The 21,193-nt window shown below is 41.9% G+C and carries 20 protein-coding genes and 1 other annotated feature; of the genes, 14 read left to right on the top strand and 6 right to left on the bottom strand.

The genetic code is table 11. The features are described from left to right. Positions 1 to 243 precede the first annotated feature (243 nt). From NSQ70_RS10905 to NSQ70_RS10875, 7 genes are all read left to right on the top strand, one after another. Positions 244 to 1,089 (top strand): GRP family sugar transporter, encoded by an 846-nt coding sequence (locus NSQ70_RS10905; protein ID WP_251211223.1) that lies wholly within the window; start codon positions 244 to 246, stop codon positions 1,087 to 1,089. 13 nt (positions 1,090 to 1,102) lie between these two features. Further along, a complete protein-coding gene (locus NSQ70_RS10900; protein ID WP_008342255.1) occupies positions 1,103 to 1,888 on the top strand; it encodes an SDR family oxidoreductase in 786 nt (261 codons plus the stop codon). Between the two features lie 591 nt (positions 1,889 to 2,479). Next, complete coding sequence (locus NSQ70_RS10895; RefSeq protein ID WP_008342261.1) at positions 2,480 to 2,791, top strand: PTS sugar transporter subunit IIB; 312 nt, start codon at positions 2,480 to 2,482, stop codon at positions 2,789 to 2,791. Positions 2,792 to 2,794: 3 nt separating this feature from the next. Continuing rightward, positions 2,795 to 3,127, top strand: coding sequence for a PTS lactose/cellobiose transporter subunit IIA (locus NSQ70_RS10890; protein ID WP_017357943.1), 333 nt, complete (start codon positions 2,795 to 2,797; stop codon positions 3,125 to 3,127). Between the two features lie 25 nt (positions 3,128 to 3,152). Next, positions 3,153 to 4,499: a PTS cellobiose transporter subunit IIC gene (gene celB / locus NSQ70_RS10885; protein WP_007501108.1), complete on the top strand. Its 1,347-nt coding sequence runs from the start codon at positions 3,153 to 3,155 to the stop codon at positions 4,497 to 4,499. Further along, positions 4,483 to 5,889, top strand: a complete 1,407-nt coding sequence (locus NSQ70_RS10880; protein ID WP_096881604.1) for a glycoside hydrolase family 1 protein — start codon at positions 4,483 to 4,485, stop codon at positions 5,887 to 5,889. Before celB ends, NSQ70_RS10880 begins: the two co-directional genes overlap by 17 nt. A 175-nt stretch (positions 5,890 to 6,064) precedes the next feature. Continuing rightward, on the top strand, positions 6,065 to 6,787 hold the full coding sequence (locus NSQ70_RS10875) for a GntR family transcriptional regulator (RefSeq protein WP_008342268.1): 723 nt from the start codon (positions 6,065 to 6,067) through the stop codon (positions 6,785 to 6,787). 50 nt (positions 6,788 to 6,837) lie between these two features. On the opposite strand, the gene zwf is transcribed toward NSQ70_RS10875, so the two are convergent. Further along, the gene (gene zwf / locus NSQ70_RS10870) at positions 6,838 to 8,313 is read right to left on the bottom strand and encodes a glucose-6-phosphate dehydrogenase (RefSeq protein WP_008342269.1); all 1,476 of its coding nucleotides are present in this window, start codon (positions 8,311 to 8,313) and stop codon (positions 6,838 to 6,840) included. Positions 8,314 to 8,535: 222 nt separating this feature from the next. Here zwf and rnz point away from each other — a divergent pair, with 222 nt between their 5' ends. Continuing rightward, entirely contained in the window at positions 8,536 to 9,465 is a 930-nt protein-coding gene (gene rnz / locus NSQ70_RS10865) for a ribonuclease Z (RefSeq protein ID WP_039165882.1), read from the top strand. Between the two features lie 139 nt (positions 9,466 to 9,604). Further along, positions 9,605 to 10,912 (top strand): aminotransferase class I/II-fold pyridoxal phosphate-dependent enzyme, encoded by a 1,308-nt coding sequence (locus NSQ70_RS10860; RefSeq protein ID WP_281201671.1) that lies wholly within the window; start codon positions 9,605 to 9,607, stop codon positions 10,910 to 10,912. A gap of 44 nt (positions 10,913 to 10,956) precedes the next feature. Here the strand turns inward: NSQ70_RS10860 and NSQ70_RS10855 are convergent, their stop codons facing one another. Both NSQ70_RS10855 and namA read right to left on the bottom strand, forming a co-directional pair. Continuing rightward, positions 10,957 to 11,721, bottom strand: a complete 765-nt coding sequence (locus tag NSQ70_RS10855) for an alpha/beta hydrolase (RefSeq protein WP_058336673.1) — start codon at positions 11,719 to 11,721, stop codon at positions 10,957 to 10,959. Positions 11,722 to 11,840: 119 nt separating this feature from the next. Beyond that, positions 11,841 to 12,857 carry an NADPH dehydrogenase NamA gene (gene namA / locus NSQ70_RS10850; RefSeq protein ID WP_178896867.1) on the bottom strand — a complete coding sequence of 339 codons (1,017 nt, stop codon included), beginning with the start codon at positions 12,855 to 12,857 and terminating at the stop codon, positions 11,841 to 11,843. Between the two features lie 140 nt (positions 12,858 to 12,997). Between namA and NSQ70_RS10845 the strand changes: the two genes are divergently transcribed. Further along, positions 12,998 to 14,611 carry a M20/M25/M40 family metallo-hydrolase gene (locus NSQ70_RS10845; protein WP_342502157.1) on the top strand — a complete coding sequence of 538 codons (1,614 nt, stop codon included), beginning with the start codon at positions 12,998 to 13,000 and terminating at the stop codon, positions 14,609 to 14,611. A 117-nt stretch (positions 14,612 to 14,728) separates the two neighbouring features. Beyond that, complete coding sequence (locus tag NSQ70_RS10840; RefSeq protein ID WP_159145792.1) at positions 14,729 to 15,220, top strand: DinB family protein; 492 nt, start codon at positions 14,729 to 14,731, stop codon at positions 15,218 to 15,220. 35 nt (positions 15,221 to 15,255) lie between these two features. On the opposite strand, the gene proC is transcribed toward NSQ70_RS10840, so the two are convergent. After that, entirely contained in the window at positions 15,256 to 16,083 is an 828-nt protein-coding gene (proC, locus tag NSQ70_RS10835; protein ID WP_203143434.1) for a pyrroline-5-carboxylate reductase, read from the bottom strand. A 41-nt stretch (positions 16,084 to 16,124) separates the two neighbouring features. Then, positions 16,125 to 16,336: a binding site (T-box leader), on the bottom strand. A gap of 169 nt (positions 16,337 to 16,505) precedes the next feature. Here proC and NSQ70_RS10830 point away from each other — a divergent pair. Together NSQ70_RS10830 and NSQ70_RS10825 are read left to right on the top strand one after the other, a co-directional pair. Next, positions 16,506 to 17,468, top strand: coding sequence for an MBL fold metallo-hydrolase (locus tag NSQ70_RS10830; protein ID WP_203143433.1), 963 nt, complete (start codon positions 16,506 to 16,508; stop codon positions 17,466 to 17,468). After that, a complete protein-coding gene (locus NSQ70_RS10825) occupies positions 17,469 to 18,245 on the top strand; it encodes an SDR family oxidoreductase (RefSeq protein WP_007501086.1) in 777 nt (258 codons plus the stop codon). Positions 18,246 to 18,260: 15 nt separating this feature from the next. Here the strand turns inward: NSQ70_RS10825 and NSQ70_RS10820 are convergent, their stop codons facing one another. Both NSQ70_RS10820 and NSQ70_RS10815 read right to left on the bottom strand, forming a co-directional pair. Beyond that, entirely contained in the window at positions 18,261 to 18,638 is a 378-nt protein-coding gene (locus tag NSQ70_RS10820; RefSeq protein ID WP_234925059.1) for a VOC family protein, read from the bottom strand. A gap of 53 nt (positions 18,639 to 18,691) precedes the next feature. Next, complete coding sequence (locus NSQ70_RS10815; RefSeq protein WP_203143431.1) at positions 18,692 to 20,020, bottom strand: CoA-disulfide reductase; 1,329 nt, start codon at positions 20,018 to 20,020, stop codon at positions 18,692 to 18,694. Between the two features lie 188 nt (positions 20,021 to 20,208). On the opposite strand from NSQ70_RS10815, the gene coaA reads away from it, so the two are divergent. Further along, positions 20,209 to 21,168 (top strand): type I pantothenate kinase, encoded by a 960-nt coding sequence (gene coaA / locus NSQ70_RS10810; protein WP_008342294.1) that lies wholly within the window; start codon positions 20,209 to 20,211, stop codon positions 21,166 to 21,168. The last annotated feature ends 25 nt before the right edge of the window (positions 21,169 to 21,193 follow it).

Below are 21,193 nucleotides of genomic sequence, written 5' to 3'. Positions count from 1 at the left end.
AAAAGACCTTACCTTGGTAAGGTCTTAGATTGTTGACAAAGGGCTAAAATGAACTTGATTTTAGCCCTTTGACTTCTTTTTAGCGTGATAGAAAACCTTTGCAGGACTGACACCGAATGCGAGGGTTTGTCTACACGCTGTGACCTTACCTTTGGTAAGGTCTTTTTTGTGTTTACATCTATTCGGCTAAAAATCCGAAAAAGAGGGATGCTAAGTAAAAAAGAACAGAAAGTAGGGATAGAAGTGGGCATTTTATATGCACTTCTCCCAGCGATATTTTGGGGAAGTATTGTTCTCATCAGTGTCAAACTTGGCGGGAATGCCTATCAGCAAACACTCGGCATTACCCTCGGCGCTTTTTTGTTTTCAATCGGCGCTTATTTGATCAAAATGCCGGAACTGACACCGCTTATTTTTGCGGTTTCCGTTATCTCTGGGATCTTTTGGAGTATTGGGCAAATGAATCAGCTTTCAAGTGTCGCCTTTTTAGGGGTGTCAAAGGCTGTTCCTTTATCAACGGGTATGCAGCTTGTGAGCACGACATTATTTGGTGTCATCGTCTTCAAAGAATGGCAGACCATGACGGTCATACTTATTGGTTCTTGTGCCATTTTATTTATTATTGCTGGCGTTGTCATGACATCCCTCGGTCAAAAAAAGAGTGGCGGGAACGATGGCGGCAATTTTAAAAAGGGAATCATCATTTTGCTCATCTCAACCGTAGGCTACGTCGGATATGTCGTCATTTTAAGATGGTTTCATATAGATGGCTGGTCTGCGCTCGTTCCGCAATCTGTCGGCATGCTGCTTTCATCGTTAGCGATTAGTCTAAAACAAGACCCGTTTAGCAAATATACGTTCAGAAATATCATTGCTGGTCTTGTGTGGTCGACAGGAAATCTAGGGCTTCTTTTGGCGATTCCACTCATTGGCGTAGCAGTAAGTTTTTCCATGTCTCAAACAGGAATTGTCATCTCGACTTTAGGCGGTATTTATTTATTAAAAGAGAAAGCATCTAAAACAAGCTTTGTCATTGCAGGCTGCTTGATGATTATCGCAGGCGGTGTGCTACTAGGTTTTACAAAATAGGAGGTTTAAGCGAATGTATCCAGATTTGGAAGGAAAAACAGTTCTCATCACAGGAGCAGGTACAGGGATAGGTCAGGCGATGGCGCGCCGGTTTGGACAAGAAAAAGCCAATGTAGTGATCAATTATTTCTCAGATAAAGAAAACCCGGACGACACGATTGCTGAGATTCAAAAAAGTGGCGGACAGGCTGTCAAAATTCAAGGGGATGTTTCAAAAGAAGAGGATATGAAGGCGATGATTGATCAAGCTGTTGATACATATGGCAGTCTTGATGTCATGATCAATAATGCAGGAATTGAAAATGAAGTTCCTTCAACTGAAATGACGCTAGATAACTGGAACAAAGTGATGTCCACCAATTTAACAGGTATGTTTTTAGGGTGCCGTGATGCATTGAAGTATATGACAGAACACGGGATCGAGGGGTCGATTATTAATATGTCGTCGGTACATCAGCAAATTCCGTGGCCTCATTTTGTCCATTATGCAGCAAGTAAAGGAGGCGCCAAGCTTTTGACGGAAACGCTGGCACTAGAATATGCCCCTAAAAAAATTCGCGTAAACAGCATTGCACCAGGCGCAATTGATACCCCGATCAATGCCGAAAAATTTGATGATCCAGCATTGAAAAAGGGCGTCATTGAGCTGATACCGATTGGTTATATCGGAAAACCGGAAGAAGTGGCAGCATGTGCTGTCTGGCTTGCATCAAAAGAGGCGAGCTATGTGACAGGGTTGACGTTATATGTAGACGGCGGTATGACCAAGTACCCTGGATTCCAAGCAGGAAAAGGATAATCGTGATGATCACGGGCTGGGCCCAGAGGATAACACAACACCAAATTATGATCTAGTATGTGCATGTGAAGACTAGTGAAAAGCGTGTGTATAAACATTCACACGCTTTTATTCGTTTATACGCCTTATTCAAATATGCTCGTTTCTTTTACAGGCTTTACCCAAATTTTGATTGCAAAGATATGAATAGACTCGAAAAGTAGCAGCAAAAGACGTTTACCTATCCATCAAATTGAGTGGGAATAGCATCTGTTTCCATCTCTGGGCAGTTACTTCTCATGATTTATAGGATGAAAAATTGGATTTTTGAATGAGCTAAGTCATTAGCACTTATTTTAACAAAGTTCTCAAAGACTGTCTTCTGAAGAAGAAGCTACTTTATGGTTCATTCGGAGAGTATTTTTTAAAAGAAAAGGGGTCTCGTTCATATCTGGATGAGATCTCTTTCGTTCTGAAAGCTTGATGTGAGTATTGATACGGTCATTTTTAAAATAAAATACATACATATAAAATTAAATGTCTAGACATTTAAAAATAAAAATATATAATATTAACTGGAAGCGCTTTTATTACAACAATGGGGTGAGAGAAATGAAACGTATTTTATTAGCATGCAGTTCAGGTATGTCTACGAGTTTACTAGTCACAAAGATGAAGGCACATGCTGAGTCTATAGGGGAAGAAGCAGAGATTTGGGCAGTCGGACAAGACCAAGCGAGAAAAGAAATGGCACATGCCGATGTTGTATTAATTGGACCGCAAATGAGCTTTTTAAAAGGGGATCTTCAAAAAGAAGCTCAAAAATATGGGATTGAAGTAGAGGTCATCGATATGCAGGCGTATGGGCTAGCAGATGGTCAAAAAGCGTATGAACAAGCGGTTTCATTGATGGGGGAATCTTAAAGGATGGAAAAGAAAACGCTCGAAGGACTCACGGAAGAACAAATCAGTTTTCAATTGATCTTACACAGCGGAAATGCACGAAGCAAATTGCTTCAATCTCTTAAACAATTTAGAGAAGGTCATGAAACAGTAGCATCTGACCTTCTCAAAGAAGCGGAAGATGATTTGCGGAATGCACATGATATCCATTTTCAAATGGTACAGCAAGAGGCAAGCGGAGAAACGATTTCATTCTCCTTGCTGCTCATGCATGCCGAAGATCATTTCATGTCAACGATGACAATAAAAGAGCTTGTGGGAGAGCTCTTACCGATATTGCAATCACTGAAACAATAAAGGGTGTAAACAAGGGGGGAAACCAATGTTTGATAAAATAAGTGCGATTTTGGTTCCGATTGCTGGGAGATTGAACAACAATCGCTATCTAGGGGTATTAAGGGATGCCTTTATGCTTGCGTTCCCATTAACAATTTTTGGTTCCATCATGGTCGTATTAATGAATTTGCCATTTTTAGATAAGATCATGAGTCAAACAGCACTGGAAGGTGTTCAGTCTGCACTAAATATTGCACCTAGTGCGACCATCAGCATTATGAGTGTGTTTGTTGTATTTGGGATTGGCTACTATTTATCGAAAAGCTATGATGTGGAAGCTGTCTTTGGCGGTGTGATCGCTTTAGCCTCTTTCCTGCTCCTTACGCCATTTTTACTAGAACAAGAGGGCGGTGCATCCATTGCAGGCGTCATCCCAGTCGATCGTTTAGGCGCAAAGGGAATGTTCCTTGGAATGATCACAGGCTTTTTGTCAGCTGAAATTTATCGCTATTTTGTCCAAAAGAAATTTGTCATCAATATGCCGCAAGGGGTTCCGCCAGCTGTTTCTAAGTCTTTTGCTGCACTTATCCCGGCTACTTTGACACTTACAACCTTTTTACTGATCAATATCATCATTACACAAGGGTTCAAAACCAACATGCATGACTTGATTTACAATGCGATTCAGGCGCCGCTTGTCGGACTTGGGAGCGGTATCATTCCGACCTTGATCGCTATTTTCTTTATACAAATTCTTTGGTTCTTTGGGCTCCACGGCCAAATTATTATCAACTCTGTCATGGACCCGATTTGGAATACATTGTCCATTCAAAATCTAGAAAGCTACACAAAAACAGGTGAGGTTCCGAACATCATCAGCAAGCAGTTTATCGAAATCTATACAGTGGGTATGGGTGGAACCGGTATGACGCTAGCTGTTGTGTTTACGATTTTAATTTTTCTTAAAAGTAAGCAATTGAAACAAGTAGCAAAGCTCGGCTTAGGACCAGGTTTATTTAACGTCAATGAACCCATTATCTTCGGTTTACCGATTGTGATGAACCCGCTTATTCTCATTCCGTGGATTTTGGCGCCAATGGTGATTACTTGTATTTCTTATTTTGCGATGGCCGCAGGTATTGTGCCGCCTCCGACAGGCGTGAATATACCTTGGACAGTACCGATCTTTATTAGCGGAGTCATGGCAACAAATTCATTAGCGGGCGGTCTGCTTCAGCTGTTTAATTTAATGATTGTGTTTGTCATTTGGTTCCCGTTCCTAAAATTTATTGATCGTATGAATGTGAAAAATGAAAAAATAGTCACGACAGAAAAAACGAAACAAACAAACATCAAAGGTGAAGGAGACTCAATACATGTCGATGGAAACTAACAGTCAATTATATACATTTCCAGAAGGTTTCTGGTGGGGATCTTCTGCCTCTGCTACGCAAACAGAAGGCAGTTATCCAGGAGATGGAAAGGGACCGAACATTTGGGATCACTGGTTTGAAAAAGAGCCGAATCGTTTTTTTCAGGGCGTCGGTCCAGGTGTAACCTCACAATTTTATCGTAAATACAAAGAGGATATCCGCCTCATGAAGGAGATTGGGCACAACTCGTTTCGTCTATCTATTTCATGGTCACGCCTTTTACCTGAGGGAAAAGGGGCTGTTAATGAAGAAGCTGTGGCTTTTTACAATGATGTGATCAATGAACTGATAGCGAATGACATTGAACCGTTTGTGAACTTGTATCATTTTGATATGCCAATGGCGTTGCAGGAGACGGGAGGATGGGTAAACAGGCAGGTTGTAGACGATTATGTCAGCTATGCGACATTGTGTTTTCAGCTATTTGGCGACCGGGTGAAAAAATGGTTTACCCATAACGAGCCGATTGTCCCTGTAGAGGGTGGATATATGTATAGCTTCCATTATCCAAACGAAGTTGATTTCCAAAAGGCAGTGCAAGTTGGATTTCATGAGATTTTATCAAATGCTAAGGCCATTGCGGCTTATAAAGAGATGAAGCAGGATGGGAAAATAGGCATTATCCTGAACCTTACTCCTTCGTATCCACGAAGCCAGAATCCGCGGGATGTCGAAGCAGCTGAGATGGCTGACGCCTTCTTTAACCGGTCCTTCCTAGATCCAGCAGTGAAAGGACATTTCCCTGAAAAGCTAGTGGACGTGTTAAAGAAAGAAGGATTGATGCCGGCTATGGAGGAAGGAGACCTTGAACTCATTCAAGAGAACACGATCGACCTTCTCGGCATCAACTATTATCAGCCAAGAAGAGTGAAAGCAAAGGAACATATGCCTCACCCTGATGCACCATTTATGCCAGATCATTATTTTGATTCTTTTGAAATGCCGGGCAGAAAAATGAATGTGTACCGCGGCTGGGAAATCTATGAAAAGGGTATTTACGATATATTGAAAAAAGTCCAGACAGACTATGGGAATATTGAATGCTTTATTTCTGAAAATGGAATGGGTGTCGAAGGAGAAGAGCGGTTTCAGGATGAAGAAGGAATGATTCATGACGATTACCGCATTGATTTTATTTCTGAGCATCTTAAATGGGTGCATCAAGCCATTCAAGAAGGAAGTCATGTAAAAGGCTATCATCTGTGGACGTTTATGGATAATTGGTCATGGTCGAATGCCTATAAAAATCGCTATGGATTTGTCTCAGTGGACCTTGAGGAAGACGGGAAACGTACCATCAAAAAAAGTGGCTATTGGTTTCAATCGGTTTCAGAGAATAATGGTTTCTAATCAAGATACTTGCTCTTTCCTTGAAAAGGGCAAGTATTTTTCTTATGTAAAGATGAAAGGGGTGAAATGAAAGTGGCTCGAACCTTTTAAGCGCACTAGGCTTAGTGTAGAATGAGAGGAAGGCTAGAAAGCGCTATAATAGGATATGAAAAAACAAGTCAGTTGGTGGTGTGAGATGACAAAATACGAACTCATTTCAGAAGAAATTAGAAAAAGAATAGGAACAGCATATTATCCAGAAGATCAACCCATTCCAGATGAAAACTCGCTTGCCGCTGAATTTAAATGCAGCAGAATGACGATGAAGCGTGCGCTCGATCTTTTAGTGGCGGAAGGTCTGCTCTTTAGAAAAAGAGGTCATGGCACATTTATTGTGAAGGCAGCACTAAATCAAGGTGCGATCAACGTATCAGGTCATGAAAATAAAGGGTTCACGAAAGTGATGGCAGATAAAAACGTGACGAGCCAAATCATTCGCTTTGATGTGCATTTTCCAAGTGAAGAGGTGGCAGCTCATTTATCCATTGACTCAAGCACACCTGTCTATGACATTATTCGGCTCCGTTTGGTAGAAGAAGAGCCATATGTATTAGAAAAAACCTTTATGCCTGTCAATGTCATTAAAGGAATAGATGAAGAGGTTTTATTGGGTTCCATCTATAGCTACATTACAAACACACTGCAATTAAAAGTAGCAGGAGCGCACAAAAAAATTAGAGCGGCTAAATCAGATCAGCTTGATCAGCAATATTTAGGCTGTGACCCTACGGATCCGGTGCTAGAAGTGGAGCAGGTGGCTTATTTAAACACAGGCCGTCCGTTTGAATATTCCTTTAGCCATCATCGCTATGATAAATTTGATTTTTCAACGGTTGAAATTACGAAAACACGACTTTAAAAAAAGAGCAGAACCCCCTCAATCGGGAGACTGCTCTTTTTTTGTTGATTTTATATATTCCACCAGTGATATCCATCTTTTTCAAGAAGCTGATCTGCTTCTTTTGGTCCCATAGAACCAGCAGGATAATTTGGTTTTAACGTTTTGGTTTCAGCCCATTTTTCTGAAATTGGATCAACAAAGTTCCAAGACAGTGCTACTTCATCCCAGTGGGCAAAGTTTGTTGCGTCACCTAGCAAACAGTCATGAATTAGCTTTTCATACGCTTCTGGTGTATTCATGATGTCGTTGTAATTTGTTTGATAGTCAAGCTTAATTGGTTTAGCATACGTTCCGCCATCAAGCTTGCGAGCATTCAGGTGAAGGGTGATGCCTTCGTCTGGCTGAATGTGAATCACCAGTAAGTTTGGATGCATGGAATTCCCGTTTCCGTAGTACAGGTTCATCGGAATGTCTTTAAATTGCACCACGATTTGAGTGGATTTCTTTTCTAGACGTTTTCCTGTACGAATGTAAAATGGTACCCCGGCCCATCTAAAGTTATCGATGAGAAGTTTTCCTGCAACGAATGTTTCTGTGTTGGAGTTTGGGTCCACATTTTGCTCTTCAAGATAGGAAGGAACCATATTGCCATCAATCGTTCCTGCATCATACTGTCCGCGGACAAAGAATTGATCCACTTCATCTTTCGAGAATGGACGAAGCGCACGCAATGCTTTCCGTTTTTCGCTACGGATTTCCTCTGTATTGAGCTTAATCGGTGGCTCCATGGCTAGTAGTGCAACCATTTGAAGCATATGGTTTTGTACCATATCTCTCAGTGCACCAGAACTCTCGTAATATCTCGCACGGTCTTCGACACCTAATGATTCACTCGATGTGATTTGAATGTTTGAAATATAGCGGTTTGTCCAAAGCGGTTCAAAGATCGCATTCGCAAAACGAATCACCTCAATGTTTTGCACCATCTGTTTACCGAGGTAGTGGTCAATACGATAAATTTGATCCTCTGTAAATGCATCTCGGATCTCTTCATTTAATGTTTTGGCACTAGGCAGGTCATGACCAAACGGTTTTTCAATAACAAGTCGAGACCATCCAGTCGTTTCTGATACGCCTTCACTTTTTAAAAACTTCGCAATCGTTCCGAAGAATTCTGGTGCCATCGCTAAATAGAACATCCGGTTATTCGGGATACTGTATGTATCTTCAAGACCAGAAAGAAGCGTGTTCAGTGCTTGATAGGAAGCAGGGCTTGAGACATCAAAATCATGGTAATAGAAATGAGAAATAAATTCCTCTGCTTTTGCTTCTGCATCATCAGAAGAGACCGATTCTTTTACCACAGCTCTTAGGTCTTCATGAGACCAAGGACGACGTCCAACACCTACAACGGCGAATTGATCTCCAAGCTTTCCGCTATGATAAAGTCTATGTATAGAAGGGTAGAGCTTGCGTTTTGCAAGGTCTCCTGTTGCGCCAAAAATGACAATGACTGCTTTTGGATAGTTAGTTTCTGTATTCACGAAAAGTACCTCACTTTATTCGTAGCATTGTTGTAAAAACCGAGAATGTATGTACATTTTCTTTATTTTAAAGGTTCATTGTTCGTAAAGCAAACATTTGATTCGACTTTTTCTGCTCGAGTTTGACTTTTTTCAAAAATTCCGCTGAATTCACATTTATCCTGTCTTCATGTATTCTATATGAATGAAGAGATTGTATACCGGCTGTAGGAGGAAATCGTAATGGAACTGCTCTTTTTAGGAACAGGTGCAGGCATTCCTGCAAAAACAAGAAACGTCACTTGCACTGCGCTGAAGCTTTTAGAAGAGAGAAAAGCCGTGTGGCTTTTTGATTGCGGAGAAGCGACGCAGCATCAAATATTACATACAACGATTAAACCAAGAAAAATTGAGAAGATCTTTATCACGCATATGCACGGTGATCATGTATATGGTCTCCCGGGTCTGCTTGGCAGCAGGTCCTTTCAAGGCGGAGAGGATGAATTGACGATATATGGTCCAAGCGGCATTAAAGCTTTTGTAAACGCGGCACTTTCAGCGACACAAACGCATTTGACTTATCCGCTGCATATCATAGAAATAGAGGAAGGGATCGTTTTTGAAGATGAGACCTTTCAAGTAGAAGCAAGACGAGTGTCTCATGGGATCCCAGCTTACGGTTATCGGGTCGTGGAAAAAGATGTACCAGGCGCACTAAAAGCCGAAGACCTAAAAAAAATCGGTGTAAAACCTGGACCTTTGTATCAGAAGTTGAAAAATGGGGAAACCGTTACACTCGAAGATGGAAGAATGATTGATGGAACCGATTATTTGGAACCCCCTAAAAAAGGGAGAATCGTTGCATTTTCAGGAGATACCCGTTTGTGCGAGAATATAACAAGGCTTGCCAAGAATGCGGATGTGTTAGTCCATGAAGCAACATTTGGGAAAGAAGATGCAGAACTAGCCTATAATTATTATCACAGTACGACAGAACAGGCAGCAAAAACAGCGCAGGAAGCAGGCGCAAAAAGACTGATTTTGACCCATATTAGTGCACGGTACCAAGGGGAAGAGTCACTGAAACAATTACTCAAAGAAGCCCGCGATATATTCCCGCTGACTGAAGCTGCACATGATTTCTTTTCTTTTCCTATTGACCGTACCCTGTAAAAATTGGATGAATCGTCAAAAAAAGTTGTGTGATTTTTTTGATATTTATGATGACGCTCTTTTTCAGGTAGTGGTAAAATGGTGAAGAAAAAACAAATGACGAATTACACTATGAAGAATACGGGAGGCACAATCAAAGATGAGCGGTTTTACAGCGTTAAGTGAAGCAGAATTAAATGACCTATATGCAGCACGACAAAAAGAATATGAAACGTACAAAAGTAAAAACTTACACTTAGACATGTCTAGAGGGAAACCTTCACCAAAACAGCTCGATTTATCTATGGGCATGCTCGATGTCGTGACATCAAAGGATGCAATGACAGCTGAGGATGGTACAGATGTGCGAAACTATGGCGGCTTGACAGGCCTTCCTGAAACAAAGAGATTTTTTGCAAGTGTGCTCAATCTGAAGCCAGAACAAATCATCATTGGCGGTAATTCTAGTCTGAATATGATGCATGACACAATTGCACGTGCTATGACTCACGGCGTATATGGCAGCAAAACACCTTGGGGAGAGCTTCCAAAGGTAAAATTCCTTGCACCAAGCCCAGGATATGATCGTCATTTTGCCATTTGTGAGCATTTTAACATAGAGATGATTACGGTAGATATGAAGTCGGATGGACCTGACATGGATCAGGTGGAAAAATTGGTTGCAGAAGATGAAGCCATCAAAGGGATTTGGTGTGTACCGAAATATAGTAACCCTGACGGCATTACGTATTCAGATGAGGTTGTTGACCGTCTTGCTTCCATGCAGACTAAAGCAGACGACTTCCGTATTTTTTGGGATGATGCCTATGCAGTCCACCATCTAACAGATACGCCTGATACGTTAAAAGATATTTTTCAAGCAGTAGACAAAGCAGGACATGCAAACCGTGTGTTTATGTTCGCCTCTACTTCTAAAATTACGTTCCCAGGCTCGGGTGTTGCACTGATGGCATCTAGTCAGGACAACGTCAGCTTTATTCAAAAGCAGCTATCAGTTCAAACCATTGGGCCAGATAAAATCAATCAATTAAGACACCTTCGTTTCTTCAAGAATCCAGAAGGATTGAAGGAACATATGAAAAAGCATGCAGCGATTATTAAGCCGAAATTTGACCTCGTTCTTTCGATCCTTGATGAAAAGCTTGGTGGAACAGGCATCGCTGAGTGGCACAAACCAAATGGCGGATATTTTATTAGCTTAAATACACTCGATCATTGTGCAAAAGCTGTTGTGCAAAAAGCGAAAGAAGCCGGTGTGACACTAACGGGTGCAGGGGCGACATATCCTTATGGAAACGACCCGCTTGATCGTAACATCCGTATTGCGCCAACGTTCCCAACACTTGAAGAACTAGAGCAGGCGATTGACATCTTTACGTTATGCGTTCAGCTTGTCAGCATTGAAAAGTTGCTGTCTGAGAAAAGTCAATCAGCACCAACGGTATAATGAAAAAACTCCTTGACTGATGTCCGGTCAAGGAGTTTTTGTTTTTAGTTAGCTGTTTGATAATAAGAGACAGGCTGTTTTGCTGCACACCACACATCATAAATCGCAAGCTGCACAATATGTGGTTCATCGTGATGAATATAGTGCGAGCTGTTCTGCGCCTGAATCCATCCGCTTTGGGATGACAATGTGAGCATTCGTTTATGAAGCCTGAGCCAAGCTTCATGTGCTGGATGAAACAAGCGGCTTTTGCCTGATGAAATGACAAGAAGGGGCATCATCCCATAATGCGTTTGCTCCTCTTTGATCGTACGCAGCATTTGCTCAAAGTCCTCATGTGTACATTCTGCTGTGAACTGCGCCATATATGAAGTGCGTTCTTCCTTTGATAAGAGCGGCAGAATGACCTGTTCTTGCTCCTCACTTGCTGGGTCTAGAAGGACCATACCGATAACATCTTCTTTTCTGCGGCTTGCCCATAAGCGGCTGACAAGAGAGCCAAATGAGTGCGCCACAATGAGAAATGGCGGCTGAATATTGGCTTGATGCAAGAGTGTATCTAAATCATCCGCAAGATCATGCAAAGTTCTTCCTTCTTTGCTTTTACTGCTTTTTCCATTACCTAAACGGTCATATAAGAAAACACCAAGCTCTGGGTCAATATCACGAGCGATATTCGCCCACGTATCGCCTGAAATTCCATATCCTGCTTCAAAAATAATGGTGGCTTGCTTTTTTCCTTGACGATGCCTTGTATAAAAGTGATGTCCATCTATATGATACGTTCTTTCAATCAATGCCGAGTTCATTCTTCCATCTCCTCTAAGTGGTTCTTTAGCTAAAAGACGGCACAAAAGGCAAAGATGTTTCTCTTAAAAACAAAAAAGATGCCTATTTCAAAAAATAGACACCTTTTTGCTTAAAGATGTTACCAAGCGCGATCGTATTGGCGCGGGCTTTCGATGGATGTACGAAGCTCTTTAGCGGCTGTTTTTGGGAAATACGGATCCCGTAAAAATTCTCTGCCGATAAAGATCAAGTCAGCACGCTGATTTTGTAAAATTTCTTCGGCCTGTACACCAGATGTGATCATACCAACAGCGGCTGTTTGGATGCCGGCACCTTCTCTTATTTTCTCAGCAAAGGTGACTTGGTAGCCGGGGAATGTTTTAATACTGGCTTGCACCACAGCGCCTGAGCTCACATCAATTAGATCGACTCCTTGCTCTTTCAGCCATGCGGCAATGCCAATATAATCTGCAATATCTAGTCCTTTTGTTGTGTAATCAGAAGCGGATACACGGATAAATAATGGTCCATCCCACACTTCATTGACTGCATCAACAACTTCTCTCAAGAAGCGATAACGATTTTCTGGTGAACCGCCATATTCATCTGTCCGGTGATTGGCAAGCGGTGAGAGAAATTCGTTAATCAAATAGCCATGCGCACCATGAATCTCAATGATGTCAAATCCAGCTTTCTTGGCGCGGACAGCGGCATCTTGAAACGCCTGAACGGTGTCTTTTATTTGATCGATAGACATCTCAAGAGGTGTTTTAGATTGTTCGTCAAATGGAATGCTGGATGGAGCAAGAATGTCACCATCTAGCTCAGCCTTGCGTCCTGCATGGGCTAGCTGAATGGCCGTCTTTGTTCCGTACGCTTTGATTTGTTCGTTTAATGAGGCAAATCCTTCAATGTGCTCATCACTCCAAATTCCGAGGTCCTGATCACTAATTCTTCCCTCAGGTGAAACAGCACTTGCCTCGACCATAATTAATCCGGCCTGACCTTGCGCACGGGAAATATAATGTGCAAAGTGGAAAGGCTGTAATTTTCCATCACGGTCATAGGATGAATACATACACATCGGGGACATGACGATGCGGTTTTTGAGTGTGACACCTTTTAATGTCCAAGGTGAAAAAAGCTTTGTTTCCAATTACCTTCGCCTCCTCATAGAATGGTATAGCCGATTATAACAGTCATTCAAACATTCGTCATAAAAGGTGCTCAAACCATATAGCTTTTGAACATGATTTTGTATAATGAAAGATATGGACATCAAAGGGGGATAAACGGATGAAATGGCAAACGGAAAGTGAACTAAAGGAGCTACTCACAGCTCTGATGCAGTATGAAAGCATATCTGGTACAACGGGAGAAGTCGCATTAGCGGAATATTTATATTACTTGCTGAGGGAGCGGCCATATTTTGAGCAGCATCCTGATCACTTGGCTTTGCATCCAATGAAAGATGGCCGGTATTTTTTAACGGCACTTGTCAAACGAAGTACGCTGCCACGTACTGTTTTACTCCTCAGCCATTTTGATGTCGTCGATACAGAGGATTACGGAGAATTTCAAAATATGGCGTGTAAGCCCGAAGAGTTAATGGCGTCCTTTTCTCAAAAAAGTGCACTTCTTCCAAAAAGGGCAAGAGAGGATTTAGCTTCAGGTGACTGGCTGTTTGGACGAGGGTCCATGGATATGAAAGCAGGCCTGACTGTCCAGCTTTCCATGCTGGAAAGAGCGATGGCAGGGAGGTTTGAAGGAAATATTCTGCTCGTCACAGTGCCAGATGAAGAAGTGAATTCACAGGGGATGCTGGAGGCTGTTCCGAAACTAAAGGAAATCAAGGAGACGTATGACCTTGAGTATACCGCGTGTTTAAACAGTGAGCCGATGTTTGAAAAGTATCCCGGGGATGCGCACCAATACATCTATACAGGTAGTATAGGGAAGGTACTTGCGGGATTTTTCTGCAAAGGAATTGAAACACATGTAGGTGAGCCCTTCTCAGGATTAAATGCAAATTTTATGGTATCTGAATTAAACAGGCTGTTAGAACTGAATAGTGATTATTGTGAGGAAGTAGATGGTGAAGTGACACCGCCTCCGACCAATTTGATGCAAAAGGATTTGAAAGAAGCTTACTCTGTTCAAACGCCTCACACGGCTGTTTCTTTATTTAATGTGCTGATGATGAACCGCTCTAGTGAAGAGCTTCACGGGCTCCTCTATGAAACTGCGAAACAAGCAGCAGCTCAAATCGAAGCCAATCTCAAACAGAAAACCGCTGCATTTCAACGCTTTAAACATTTTACACCCATCGATACAAACATCACGGTGTTAACGTATCATGAGCTGTACGAAAAAGCTGCTGAACGATCCGGCAAGCAGGAGGTCGAGCGAATTGTCAACTACGCCTTTGCCAACCGGGGTGAGCTTGGGGATCGTGATTTTTCAACCAAAATTGTATCAGAACTGACGACCCTTTGTAAGGAAGATGGAGCACTGATTGTGTTGTTTTATAGTCCGCCATTTTACCCATCTGTTTCTTCAACAAACGATCTGCATATTCAAACGACCTTAAAGAAGATTCAAAGAGAAGCAAAAGAGATCTATGGAATCGAAGTAGAAGAAGTCAAATATTTTCCTGGTTTATCTGATTTAAGCTACTTACAGCTTGAAAATCAAGATATAGACGATTATACAGCCAACATGCCGCTATACCAAAAAGGCTACTCGTTACCACAAGGAGAAAAAGAAGCTCTTAACGTTCCTGTCATCAACGTTGGTCCATTAGGAAAGGATGCGCACAAATGGACAGAACGGCTGCATGTCCCATTCTCTTTTGGCGTTTTACCGTCGCTCTTACAATCAACAATTCATGCTTTATTAGAAAAGAATTAAGTGAAAGCCCTATCGCCATGATAGGGCTTTTCTTTTTGATTTTAATCACCTTCTGTCTAAAGAAATAGAGTATGATATAGAATGATACTTACATATATTTGAAGGGGGATTGTGAGAGTGAAAACAGGAGTACTAACAAAAACAGAGATCATGACATCACTTCAAGAGAGTTTGCGTAAGCTTGAGGAGTTATTATGGACATGTGATGAGGCTACATTAGATGAATCTTTTGGGGAAGGCAAGTGGTCGATTAAACAAATTGTTGGACATTTGTATGATACAGAAGAAGTCTGGTCAGAGCGGATAGAGCAGGCAATATCAAATGAGCACACGCTTTTCGCATCATATGATCCAGAGATATATGTGAAGGGAAGAGCTTATGAAACGTATACCGCACAAGAGGTCAGTGCATTGATCGAGCGCTTAAAAGAGAGCAGAAACAAAACACTACAACTATTAGAAAAGGATACATGGGATTTCTCAGGTCTCCATCCTGAAGAAGGGATGATGACAGTCCAAATATTAGCTGAAACCATTGCTTTACATGAAATTCATCACCTCGATCAAATCAAAGCCATCATGTCCATGAGAGCATCGAGTGATAGATGAAAAGCACCTGTCATCAAGGCAGGTGCTTTTCTATATTATTTATACGTACTCGCTGAAAACATGTCGTTTAGTTCTGCTGCGCGTTTTGTCGCTGTTTTCACACAATCGACAATCGCTTCTTCAAATTGATAGGAAGCAAGGGTATTCAGTCCTGCTTCTGTCGTTCCACCTTCGCTCGTAATTTCTTTGCGCAATTCCGCAGGTTCTTTTCCGCTATTTTGCAGCATGTTAGCAGCCCCTGCAATCATTTGACAAATGAGCAATTTCGCTGTCTCTTGGTCCATCCCAAGTTCCGATGCACCTCGCTCCATTCCTTCAATCAAATGATAAATAAAGGCAGGACCGCTGCCTGCAATGGCTGTGACCGCATTCAGCTGTGATTCATCTAAAACCGTCACATGACCGATCGTTTCAAACAGCTGAACTGCTTTTTCTTTTTGCGCCTCTGTGACTTCATCACTGACAGCAATGCCAGTAGCTGATTGTTGTATGGCTGCTGATGTATTTGGCATCGCACGAACCACCGCCGTTTTTGCGCCAGCATAATGCTGAATGGTTTCAATAGAAATGCCCGCTAAAATAGAAATAATCAGCTGTCCATTTAAATGGGGCCTTACTTCAGAAATTCCACTTTCCGCATCTTTTGGTTTTAAAGCAAACACCAGCATATCGGCTTCTTCATAAATAAAGGAACGAGCGAAATCTGTTTTGACTCCATAACGTGCATTTAATTCTTCTAATCGTTTTTCATTTGTTTTATTTGTGACAATGATATCTTCATTTGACATAATGCCGCTCTTTAAAAGACCTTTAATCATAGACTCGGCCATTGAGCCTGCACCAATAAATCCAATTTTACTCATAAGCTGCTCCTCCTTGTAGAAAATAAAAAAACCTCTCGTCTGCAAAGGACGAAAGGTTTTTCGCGGTACCACCCTCAATTAGCATGCAATCATGCATACTCAGCTCTAGTCCCTTAACGCGGGAAACGTTTAGGTTTGCCTAACAGCTCAAAGGGCAGGTTCAGCAAATAAGAGGATGGTGAAGTCTTACAGCCGGTGGACCTCACTCTCTTGCATCGTTATTTTGCTTACTAATCCTTGTCATCGCGCATCTTATATTTGTTGTTCATTATGCAACGATGGACAAGTTTGTGTCAATAGGGAGAGATAAAAAAATTGACCATCTAAACCGCATGACAGTCTGCCCTTTGCAAGATACAATGAATAAAGAAGAGTGAGTTCAGATGATCTATGAGTCAAAAATCAGGAGATGACGTATAAAAGTGAAAGAAGAAATGATTCAATTATCCATCCCCACACCGTTTGCGGTGGGGGATGTCCATGTATATGTATTAAAAGGCGATGCCGTGACCTTAGTCGATTGCGGACCGATGACACAAGAGGCGCAGCATGCCTTTGTCACGCAATTAAAGGAACATCATTTATCAATAGATGATATTGATCAAGTGGTTTTGACACATCATCATGCAGATCATGTCGGTCTTTTAGATCTGATGAAACCTCATGTCCGTGTCATCGGACACGAGTTGAATGAGCCCTATATTAGTCAGGATGAAGCGTTTAAACAGCGTCAAATCCATTTTATGAATGATTTTTTTCAGCAGTTAGGTGTGCCGCTTCGTCAAGGTGAGTGTGAAAGAATTGTGAGGCAGTCCTATACATATTCATGTACGGCACATGTCGATGACGTCATAAAAGAAGGCGATCGTTTGAAGGGACATGAGCACTTCCAAGTGCTGGAGACACCGGGACATGCACAATCTCATCTTTCTTTTTTAGATGAAACAACAGGGAATTTCATCGGCGGTGATCTGCTGCTTACGACCATTTCTTCCAATCCGTTAATGGAAGCGCCAATGAAAGGAACAGAACGTCAAAAATCGCTGCTTCAATATAAAGCATCACTCAAGCGTTTATTGCATTTGCCCATTCAGGCGATTTATCCAGGGCATGGCCAGCTCATTACCTCTCATCACGAATTGATTGAAGAAAGATTTAAAAAACAGGAAAAACGGGCAAATACGATGTATCAGCTGCTTCAACGAAAGGAAATGACCGCCTTTCATCTTTGTCGCACCCTATTTCCGGGCCTGTATGAAGAAGCATTATTTCTGACAATGTCTGAGACAGTCGGACAGCTTGATGTGCTTTTAGCGGCTGGACATATTGAAGAAGTGCAAAAAGACGGAATCCTCTACTATCGAGCAAATGAAGGAGTGAAATAAATGGGGCGACTAACAGGAAAGAGAATATGGATTACAGGTGCTTCAGGCGGTATTGGTGAAAAGATGGCGTACTTGGCAGCAGCCGAAGGAGCAGAAATCATTGTGTCGGCAAGACGAATTGAAAAGCTCACAGGTGTAAAAGAAAAGATTATAAGTGCTGGCGGCGTATGTCACATCGTTCAGCTTGATGTCAGTCAGCTTGAGGACATTGATCAAGCCTATCAACAAGTGGGTGCTGTTGATATTTTGGTGAACAATGCCGGCTTTGGTGTGTTCGATCTCGTCGAAGACGCATCCATTGAGGAAATGGTGTCGATGTTTGAGGTCAATGTCTTTGGTTTAATTGCCTGCACAAAAAAGGTCCTTCCTGAGATGAAACAAAGAGGGAAGGGACATATTATCAATATAGCGTCACAGGCAGGCAAAATTGCCACCCCTAAATCCGCCATCTATTCCGCATCAAAACATGCGGTTCTCGGATTTTCAAACAGCCTCAGAATGGAGCTTGCAGACAGCGGAATTCATGTCACAACCGTCAATCCAGGACCGATTGCCACAGACTTCTTTACCATTGCAGACCGCAGTGGTGAATATGTGAAAAATGTTGATTTTATGATGCTCAGTGCTGACAAGGTAGCAGGGAAGGTCGTATCCGCCATGATGACAAAAAAAAGAGAGATTAATTTACCAGGATGGATGAATGCTGGCAGTAAATTGTATCAATTATTCCCGTTTTTATTTGAAAAAGCAGCACGTAAAGCGATGATGAAAAAATAACAAAAAAGAAACCGGTCACAGGCTGGTTTCTTTTTTTGTTTGATGGGGCTTAATATTGGTGACGCCAAAGACATTGCCATCAACATCTTCAAAGCTAAAACCGCCTAAGTCTGGGTCAGCTAATATTTGAATATCTGATACAGTCACTTCATGCTCGCTTAAATACTGGTGAAAGTTTTTTAAATCCTTCACAAATAGATCAATCATACTATGCCGAACTCCTGTAAAAGAGTTCATAAAGTAGATTCGTTTCTCGTGTTTTGTTTTGACGAGATAAAAAGAAGGTCCCTCGCCATGAGTAAAAGTGAGCATGGCTGCTTCTTCTGATTGATGTAGAACGATCATCTCTAAAATCTGTTCATACCAAGAGACAGCCCGGGTGATATCAGTCACAGGAATTTAAATCGTAGCAATTTGTTGAATGGTCAATGGCTTCACTCCTTTTTCTATATTCGTCTTGCCGCTTGCTGAAGTGGGTCCCATACACTGTTAAAAGGAGGGGCATAGCTAATATCTAAATCTTCAAGGTCTGTCACAGTCAGCCCTTGATAAAGAGCAGTTGCCATGACATCAATTCGTTTATCAACACCTTCTTTACCGATGATTTGTGCGCCAAGCAAGGTGTAATCATCGCTTCTGTAAATCAGTTTCACTTTCATTTTCTCTGCATCTGGGTAATATCCAGCGTGGTCAGTGCTGTCGATAGTGATGGTGGAGAAAGGAAGACCTGCGTCTTTTGCTTCTTTCTCTGATAAACCCGTTCGTCCCGCTGTCACGTCCATAAATTTCATCACCGCTGTGCCGGTTACGCCTTGAAACGTGCGGTTTGTTCCTGTCATATGAAAGCCTGCGATTCTTCCTTGTTTATTTGCTGTCGTGCCGAGCGGAATATAGTCCAGTTCCTTTTTGATACGGTGGTAGGTCGCTGCGCAGTCACCAGCCGCATAGATATCTTGTACATTCGTCTGCATGTATTCATTCACAACAACTGCACCATTTTGAAGACGCTGAATTCCTGTGCTGTCTAAAAAGGATGTTTGCGGAGTGACGCCAACGGCAATGATGACCATATCTGTTTCAATGGTCTGTTTGTCTGTTTGAACAGCTGTTACATGTGTCTTGCCCTTTAACTTTTGCACTGTTTCACCAAGTACCACGTGAATGCTTTGATTGTCCGCTTCTTCTTTCAGATACTTTGCCATATCGGGGTCAAAGCCTGGGCCAAGTGTTGCACCCCGCTGAATGATATGAACGTCTTTGCCTAGCCCTTTTAAATTTTCTGCCATTTCTAAGCCGATATATCCTCCGCCGATGATCGTGATATGTGTGACGTCTTTTTTTAGATTGTCTAAAATAGACAGCGCATGCGGGATTGTTTTTAATACGTGGACACCTTCTAATGAATGACTGTCTAGATCAAGTGTGACGGGGCTTGCTCCTGTCGCAATTAACAGACGGTCATACGTTTCTGTAAAGGGCTCTTTTGTTTTAGAATGAATACCCGATACTGTTTTTTGCTCCGGGTCAATTGAGGTCACTTCGTGTAAGCATCTGGCATCAATTCCGTATTTGTCACGAAAAGTTTCAGCGCTACGTGCGATGAGTTTTCTGTGATGATCAATGAGACCGCCGATCAAGTAGGGGAGCCCGCACTGTCCATATGAGAAAATCTCTCCTTTTTCAAAAGCTACAATTTGTGCGTCTGGATCCTCTCTATATATTTGCATAGCGCAGCTCATTCCTGCTGCATCTCCGCCAATCATCACATATTTCATTTGGTGTGCTCCCTTCTATCTATCAAACTGAATACTCTTATTTACCCTCATTTTCCTTTATTTAATGCTTTTTTTTCGCAAAAGAAGCAAACTTTCGTTGAAAAATAAAGACAGCGCCTTCATTTTAAGCTACAATCGGATTATCGTCTTTTTGGTTATGAGTTTAGTTTAGATTGGTGGGAAAGACTTTGGGTGACGAACGACTAGATTTTAATACACTATATACACGCCATACGAGAGAGGCATGGGCCGCTCTTGGAGAATATATGCCGGTATCTGTTTCAGAAGAAGAAGTGAGAGCACTTCAAGGATTAAACGACTACTTATCGCTAGAAGAAGTGCGAGATATTTACATACCGCTTATTCGGTTTCTGACATTACATGTCTTTGCAGAAAAACAAAAAAATCAGCATGTCAATGCTTTTTTAAACTACCCGCATCATGCGAAAATCCCTTTTTTAATTGGGATTGCAGGAAGTGTGGCCGTCGGAAAAAGCACGACAGCACGTATTATTGAAACACTTTTATCAAGGCTTGGAGATGGTCTGAAGGTGAGTCTCGTAACAACGGACGGCTTTTTGTATCCTCAAAAAGAGTTAAAAGATCGGGGGCTGATGGAAAAGAAAGGCTTCCCGGAAAGCTATGATGTTAAAGCGCTACTTTCGTTTTTAAATGAATTAAAATCAGGGAAACAAACTGTGCATGCACCTGTATATTCACATCTGACCTATGACCGTCTTGAAGGGGTGTATGAAACAGTAGAAGATGCAGATATTGTGATCATTGAAGGGATCAACGTGTTGCAATCACCGGCACTGGATGATCTGAAGGATGAGCCGCGCGTGTTTGTATCAGATTACTTCGATTTTTCGATTTATGTAGATGCCGCTGAGACGCAAATTCAATGCTGGTATAAAGAACGGTTCCGTTTGCTGCGGGAAACAGCCTTCCAAGACCCTGAATCTTTCTTTCATCAATACAAAGATTTGACGGATGAAGAAGCAGATCAGATGGCAAGCACGATTTGGAATACAGTGAACCGGCCAAATTTATATGAAAATATTTTGCCGACAAAATATAGAGCCGATTTGATTTTAAAAAAAGGTGATCAGCATAAGGTGGAAGAGATCGCCATCCGCAGGGTATAAAGAAAACCGCTCAATTGAGAGCGGT

This window comes from Bacillus sp. FSL R5-0397, assembly GCF_038593395.1.
Lineage (GTDB): Bacteria > Bacillota > Bacilli > Bacillales > Bacillaceae > Bacillus > Bacillus altitudinis.
The sequence above is the reverse complement of the archived record's forward strand: the minus strand, read 5'-3'. Positions and strand labels throughout refer to the sequence as shown.

What these genes read in the sequence shown, in the direction of transcription:
- NSQ70_RS10900 (WP_008342255.1), top strand. Translation starts at nt 1,103, where the DNA reads ATGTATCCAGATTTGGAAGGAAAAACAGTTCTCATCACAGGAGCAGGT.
- NSQ70_RS10895 (WP_008342261.1), top strand. Translation starts at nt 2,480, where the DNA reads ATGAAACGTATTTTATTAGCATGCAGTTCAGGTATGTCTACGAGTTTA.
- NSQ70_RS10890 (WP_017357943.1), top strand. Translation starts at nt 2,795, where the DNA reads ATGGAAAAGAAAACGCTCGAAGGACTCACGGAAGAACAAATCAGTTTT.
- celB (WP_007501108.1), top strand. Translation starts at nt 3,153, where the DNA reads ATGTTTGATAAAATAAGTGCGATTTTGGTTCCGATTGCTGGGAGATTG.
- NSQ70_RS10880 (WP_096881604.1), top strand. Translation starts at nt 4,483, where the DNA reads ATGTCGATGGAAACTAACAGTCAATTATATACATTTCCAGAAGGTTTC.
- NSQ70_RS10875 (WP_008342268.1), top strand. Translation starts at nt 6,065, where the DNA reads ATGACAAAATACGAACTCATTTCAGAAGAAATTAGAAAAAGAATAGGA.
- rnz (WP_039165882.1), top strand. Translation starts at nt 8,536, where the DNA reads ATGGAACTGCTCTTTTTAGGAACAGGTGCAGGCATTCCTGCAAAAACA.
- NSQ70_RS10860 (WP_281201671.1), top strand. Translation starts at nt 9,605, where the DNA reads ATGAGCGGTTTTACAGCGTTAAGTGAAGCAGAATTAAATGACCTATAT.
- NSQ70_RS10855 (WP_058336673.1), bottom strand. Translation starts at nt 11,721, where the DNA reads ATGAACTCGGCATTGATTGAAAGAACGTATCATATAGATGGACATCAC.
- NSQ70_RS10845 (WP_342502157.1), top strand. Translation starts at nt 12,998, where the DNA reads ATGAAATGGCAAACGGAAAGTGAACTAAAGGAGCTACTCACAGCTCTG.
- proC (WP_203143434.1), bottom strand. Translation starts at nt 16,083, where the DNA reads ATGAGTAAAATTGGATTTATTGGTGCAGGCTCAATGGCCGAGTCTATG.
- NSQ70_RS10825 (WP_007501086.1), top strand. Translation starts at nt 17,469, where the DNA reads ATGGGGCGACTAACAGGAAAGAGAATATGGATTACAGGTGCTTCAGGC.
- NSQ70_RS10815 (WP_203143431.1), bottom strand. Translation starts at nt 20,020, where the DNA reads ATGAAATATGTGATGATTGGCGGAGATGCAGCAGGAATGAGCTGCGCT.